The 6392-nt window shown below is 49.9% G+C and carries 6 protein-coding genes; 5 read left to right on the forward strand and 1 reads right to left on the reverse strand.

Annotated elements, in window-relative coordinates:
* Positions 1–803: 803 nt before the first annotated feature.
* A complete protein-coding gene (locus ABYW01_RS11295) occupies positions 804–2183 on the forward strand; it encodes a hypothetical protein (RefSeq protein WP_372832768.1) in 1380 nt (459 codons plus the stop codon).
* Positions 2184–2270: 87 nt separating this feature from the next.
* Positions 2271–3044 (forward strand): SDR family NAD(P)-dependent oxidoreductase, encoded by a 774-nt coding sequence (locus ABYW01_RS11300; RefSeq protein ID WP_372832770.1) that lies wholly within the window; start codon positions 2271–2273, stop codon positions 3042–3044.
* Positions 3045–3129: 85 nt separating this feature from the next.
* Here ABYW01_RS11300 and ABYW01_RS11305 read toward each other — a convergent pair whose 3' ends face one another.
* Entirely contained in the window at positions 3130–3696 is a 567-nt protein-coding gene (locus ABYW01_RS11305) for a gamma-glutamylcyclotransferase (RefSeq protein WP_372832772.1), read from the reverse strand.
* Between the two features lie 377 nt (positions 3697–4073).
* On the opposite strand from ABYW01_RS11305, the gene ABYW01_RS11310 reads away from it, so the two are divergent.
* The 3 genes from ABYW01_RS11310 to ABYW01_RS11320 all read left to right on the forward strand — a co-directional run.
* On the forward strand, positions 4074–4355 hold the full coding sequence (locus ABYW01_RS11310) for a hypothetical protein (RefSeq protein ID WP_372832773.1): 282 nt from the start codon (positions 4074–4076) through the stop codon (positions 4353–4355).
* Positions 4356–4601: 246 nt separating this feature from the next.
* Positions 4602–6104: an aldehyde dehydrogenase gene (locus ABYW01_RS11315; protein ID WP_372832774.1), complete on the forward strand. Its 1503-nt coding sequence runs from the start codon at positions 4602–4604 to the stop codon at positions 6102–6104.
* A 29-nt stretch (positions 6105–6133) separates the two neighbouring features.
* The coding region (locus tag ABYW01_RS11320) for a hypothetical protein (RefSeq protein WP_372832775.1) at positions 6134–6392 on the forward strand (259 nt) is incomplete at its 3' end.

Below are 6392 nucleotides of genomic sequence, written 5' to 3' on the forward strand. Positions count from 1 at the left end.
AACCGCATGTACATTAGTGGCAATCGCCAAAGGCAGTATTGCGACTGCAAAACCCGCTAACCGAGGAACAGGCAACCGCCATCTAACGTTCGATCTTTCTTTATTATTTTTCATCGATCTCTCCGTGCTACAAGTTAAAACTTAAACCATGACTCTGGAAGCGGCACTGTTTATTCAGCCCTGCTATTTGGAAAATATTTAGAAACCTATTCCCCGACCATTTCACGTAATTAATTTTTATCTCAAGAACTCACCACCAGGAATACCCACAAAGAGTTAACGATCAAAAAACACAAAAAACAAACTCGACATGCCATACCCCAGGTACTAATGAATTTCTGAATACCCTTACACTAGGCAAGAGCATGCCATTCGAAAATACCCACAACAGGGTAACGCCAACTCCTTGTAATATAATAAGTTTCTTAAAAAACAAAAAGAATTACCGCATACATACTCATTGGGGCACTGCTATAAAAAACACCTCGTACCCTATACGGGGTATTCATTAAAAGCCCTAAAAACGGTAGAAACAAAATAACAACCCAATACTTTCAGAAACACATAAAAGCACTCATCAAAACGAGCAATCATAAAAACCAACAGACGATTAAACTAAAAGCCAAAACCAGAGCTATTAACCCACCACCCCTTTCAATATTAGATCTACATTGAACCCAATTTAATATTGAGAGTAATACGCGACGACACACCATTATTTCAGATTGCTCATCCCCTGGAATCTTAGCTGCCCTTTGGGCAGCATTTTTTAACGGATTATCTTCGTATAAGAGAACATTTATATGAGTCATAACGACGAAACTCGCAGTAATACATTAAGTATCAAAGAGGGGCAGCTTTATATTGAAGGCTGTAGCACCGTTGAACTGGCAGAAAAATTTGGCACCCCACTGTTTGTCTTGTCAGAAAAGCACCTTCGCCAGAATCTACGTGCATATCAGGCGGCATTCGAGGCGCACTGGCCTGAGGGCGAAGTCCGCATAATGCCGGCGATTAAAGCGAACCCAACGATCGCAGTACGACGAGTATTATCTGAGGAGGGTGCTGGCTGTGACGTATTTGGTCCCGGCGAACTGGAATGTGCTTTGCGTGGTGGCGTTAACCCGGAAATGATCTCGGTCAACGGCTCTATCAAGGACCACGCAATCATCGAAAAAGCGATTCTGTTGGGCGCACGTATCGTGCTGGATAGCCCAAAAGAGCTGGAGATCTGCAATGAAGTCGGTGAAAAGCTCAACAAAACCGCTCGGGTCATGTTTCGCCTTAAACCCTATCTGCATGATCTGGGGGAGAGATCTGATTTTCTGCCACAACAGGAGATCAGGGAGCTAACTCAGACAATTAAATACGGCATCCCAACATCTGAAGTGTTGCCAATGGGGCCCCGTGCGATCGAGCTCCCTTTTGTCGAGCCTGTCGGTGTGCATATCCATATGGGCCGACACAGCAAAAAACTAGCCGTATGGTCCCAGCTGATTAAGGGGTATGTGGACCTGATCAGCCAACTCAGCGCACGGATGGGGGGATGGATTCCTCAGGAAGTGGATTTTGGCGGTGGTTTTGCCGCACCTCAGGATCAGGAAACACGTGTTGCGGTCACCGATTATCCGACCCCCTCTCTAGGTGATTATGCCCGTACAATCACCACGAGCTTCCGTAACGCCATGCAACGACATGGGCTTTCCACCAACGGAATCATGATCGAAGTTGAACCCGGCCGCGGACTTCACAACGAAACCATGATCCATCTCACCCAGGTTCATAACATCAAACAGGAATCCATTAATCTGGATCATCGCTGGGCAGAAGTGGATACATCAGAAGTATTTCTCGGCATCATGGGTGTAAACCCGACCCCACCTTTTGATTACGTTGTGGCGAATAAAGCGTACCGTCCCAGAAACCACCGTTTCGATATTGTGGGTATGACTTGTAACGCTGAGTGGTTGTACCAACAAGTACCCGTACCCGAACTGGAAGCCGGAGACATTATCGCCATGCTGAATACGGGTGCCTACATCGAACCAATGGCCGCAAACTTCAATGCCCTGCCCCGTCCCGGTATGGTGTTAGTCAACGGTGATCAGGCGGATATGATCAAGCGTCATGAGACACTGGATGACGTATTTGCCCGTCATGTAGTTCCAGAGCGGCTAAGATAGACTGAAACCAGCCCTCTAACTACTTGTTTTGTTAACCCATATCGCTGCACGTTGCGGCAGCGATTAATCTCCTGTGAGCCTATTAAAATGACTTGTGAACGTTTTTCTCTGAACGGCAAAACTGCACTCGTGACGGGTGCGTCCAGTGGTCTGGGGCATCACTTTGCCAAGGCCCTTTCCGCAGCTGGCGCCAACGTTGTGATCTGTGCTCGCCGGATCGAACGCCTTAACCACCTTGCCTATGAGATAGAACAAGACGGTGGTAAAGCCCTTCCGGTCATGATGGACGTCACCAAAACAGACAGCATTAAAGAAGCGTTCGATAGCGCTGAACAAGCATTTAGCCACGTCGATATTGTGATCAATAACGCCGGCATTGGCGATCCGGGTGACTTCCTTAGCATGAGCGAAGAGAGCTGGGATAACATGATGGACACCAATCTGAAATCGGTATGGCACCTCAGCCAAGAAGCCGCAAACCGCCTGATCAACCACAAAAAAAGCGGAAGCATCATCAATATCGCATCCATCCTTGGCCTGCGTGTAGCCCCTAAACTCAGCCACTACGCCACTGCCAAAGCGGGTGTTATCCAACTGACCAAATCCTTAGGACTCGAACTGGCACGTCACCAGATCCGTGTTAATGCGATTGCACCGGGTTATATACGCACAGAGATGAACGACGCATTTTTTAGCAGCGAACCGGGTCAAGATTACATCAAACAGAAAATGCCGATGCGTCGCCTCGGCAACGTAGATGAGCTTGTCGGTCCGTTGTTACTTCTCGCCAGCGATGCGGGATCATTTATGACCGGCTCAGTTATCACCGTGGATGGCGGCCAGGTGATCAATGCCTTGTAGTTGTGGGCAGATTCTTCCGTTTTTCCGCAGCCAGATTGCCTCAATCCTTCGCGCCAGTGTAATGTCACTGGCGTAACCCGCCGATTTATCTAGACTCGCTTTTGAGCAACTTTTCCAGACGGAATACATGCTCGTCGTGATCTCCCAACATACGTAATGCGTCTGCCAGTTTCAGTAGATACTCAGCATTAGGACCGCTGGGACCGGATGCCATCGCGATCTGTCTGGCCATTTGCTCATCCTTGTCCGGCCCCAAATACGCGGCGTTGTCTTCGGATGCGACATAAACCAGTCCATCCCTCTGGCTGCCATCATCAAATGTCATCGGGGTAAAAAAGCGCAGATAGCCGTTCTTTTCCCGGACATCCAGATGATCGAACACCTCCGTGGATACCCGATAGGCGATCCCCTTACAATGACTGCCTTCACACTCAACCAGTGTGACCACCCGCCCTGGTACCTCATACGTACCACGATGATCATGAGACCCCTGCCAGAAGCGACGTTCCCAGTTTTGAATGCTAGCGGGACGCGATTCCAGATACTCAAAATCCACTTTAAAGATCAGTGAGCCATAGCCAAACAGCCAGACAGTGTCCAAGTGTTCCAACGGTTGGCGTTGGCGATTAAGTTCAACAGTATTAAACGACATAGCAAAACATTCTGTAATTCGTTCTAGAGGAGGAGATATATGGCAACGAGGCCAACTATCTCGTGGTTAATGGATTGAGTAAAAAGCTCACGTTAGCATGAATGGCATCTCGAAATAGAAGCCAACCATCTACAAGCTGTAACCACGAACCTCTCTGCCCCTAAGGAGAAAACTTCTGTGCTTCCTGAGCGCCTTTAACCTGGTCCACGACTATAAACCTAAGAATACATCTTTTTGGGGAATGCCATGTAACCAAGGGCTATTTCAGAATGTAGCACGGAAGTATTTGAGTCATAAAAAAGTGCGATCCGTGATCTATGCAATACTTAGGTTATGGCCCCTTAACAGGGTTAAACCAATTTCATACCGGTAGCTTTATGTATGAATTTTATTACGCCAATTTTTCTGCACCCGCCGGATGGCTGCTATTAATTAGCCTGCTGGCAACACTCGTTTGCCACATTATGGTGTTGTATCTGGGCATGAAGATCGATAGCGCGGTGAAAGCGGCTCTGGCTGAAGTGCACGATGTGATCGCCTCCCATATTGCGATGAAAGAACGCGAACAACTCGAGATATGGCGCTCAGGACGCAAGATCTGCGCGTTTATCATTCCTCTGTTGCTGGCAGCCTGGCTGGTAGGGTTAGGTCGCCCCTGACATCCCCTGATCTCTTCTTATTCCACGCAATCCGACCATATTCACCCACCATTTCTCCCGCCTTTTCGTACCCTGTTGGTGGTAACTCATTCATGAATTCCTCGTGCTTAAATAGGCCAACGTCTTAAAAAGCATTGGTTATGGCGCTTAACTCCTCTGGCAGTCCAAGCACTGAGCCAAACGCATCAATGCAATAGCTACGTACCCATTCAACTTCGTTCGACCACAATAAAAAGGCAGAGAATTATGGATGCGAATGTTCGCGCGCTGATCGATCAGTATGGCGTTACCGCCGACACCCTGCGATTCCTCGATCAACCTAAGCGTATGTTTATCGATGGCGAGTTCATCAACGGTAATCACCCGATGGCGCGGGTCGAAGATCCCTCTACCGGCGGCCAACTGACCGAGATCCCTCTCGGCACAGCCGATGACGTTGATACCGCAGTGGCTGCGGCCAAGCATGCGATGACAAAGGGCGAGTGGTCCAAAGCGACTCCACGTGACCGCGAACAGGTGTTGCGCCGAATTGCAGAACTGATTCGTGAAAATGCCCAAACGCTGGCTGAGATTGAGTGTCTGGACAGCGGAAAAGCCATCACCGGCTGTAAAGCCGTCGATATTAATGTGGGTGCCAACACATTCGAGTACTTCGCTGGCTGGGCGACCAAGATTCAGGGAGCAACCCGCGACACCTCTTTCCCAATCGAATGCGTCACATACACCCGTAAAGAACCGGTGGGAGTTGTTGGTGCCATCGTACCGTGGAACTGGCCGTTCGCTATGGCCGTCTGGAAACTGGCAGCGCCGCTGGCGGTTGGCTGTTCCGTAGTATTGAAGCCAGCAGAGCTCACCTCGCTGTCAATGCTTTACCTGATGGAACTGTGCATTAAGGCAGGTCTGCCACATGGTGCAATTAACATCGTCACCGGCAAAGGCTCCGTGATCGGTAACCATCTGGTGGCGCACCCCGATGTAGCTAAGGTTTCCTTCACCGGTTCAACCCCGGTGGGTAAGGTTGTTGGTGCAGCCGCGGTTAACAATGTGGCCCATATGACGCTGGAGTTGGGTGGAAAATCCCCGATGGTCGCGTTTGAAGATGCGGACATTGATGCTGTCGCACGCGCCACACTGAACAGCGTGTACTTCAATGCCGGTCAGGTCTGTTCTGCAGGATCACGCCTCTATGTACACCGATCCCGCTACGAAGAAGCAGTTGAGAAGGTTCAGGCTATCGCCGAAAGCATAAAGCTGGCACCTTCGCTGGACCCAACAGGTGTTATGGGCCCTGTCATCTCGGCGGGACAGCGCAACAGCATTCTGGGGTATATTGATAAAGGTAAGGCCGAAGGTGCCACACTGGTGACCGGTGGTCACGCTATCGATGGCCCAGGTCACTTTATCCAGCCGACCCTGTTTGCCGATTGCCGCAACGATATGACTATCGTGCAGGAGGAGATATTCGGACCCGTGCTGGCAATGTCGGTCTTCGACGACGAAGAGGAAGCGATGACGCTGGCCAATGACAGCATCTTTGGTCTGGCCGCGAGTATCTGGACACAAGATCTTTCCCGCGCCCACCGCCTGATCCCTCAGATGGAAGCCGGTAGCGTATGGGTAAATATCCATGATCCGGGTGATCCTTCTATGCCGTTCGGCGGATTTAAGCAGTCAGGTATCGGTAAAGATCTGGGTCCGGAACAGCTGGATTATTTCCTTGAGACAAAAGGCGTCTGGATCAAGGTCTGATTGGCGAGGTAATAAAAGAGATGACCCAAATGAAAAAAGTAGAAGTCGTACTCTACTCCCAGTTCTCTGAGGAGATTGCCGAGTTTGTGCGTCAGCACCTGGAAACCGCAGCCAACTTCAATATTTCAGGCGCACTGGATGGCCTGGACGATGATCAGCTGCGAACCATGGCCGCCGATCCGATTGCCACAGGTGTGCCGGTGGAGCTGAGCGACGGCAACTGGCTGTATGTCGACCATGACCAGATTGATCAGCGTGCCCGCGGCGTGATTGATACACTCAAGGCAG

This window comes from Pontibacterium sp., assembly GCF_041587635.1.
Lineage (GTDB): Bacteria > Pseudomonadota > Gammaproteobacteria > Pseudomonadales > Balneatricaceae > Pontibacterium.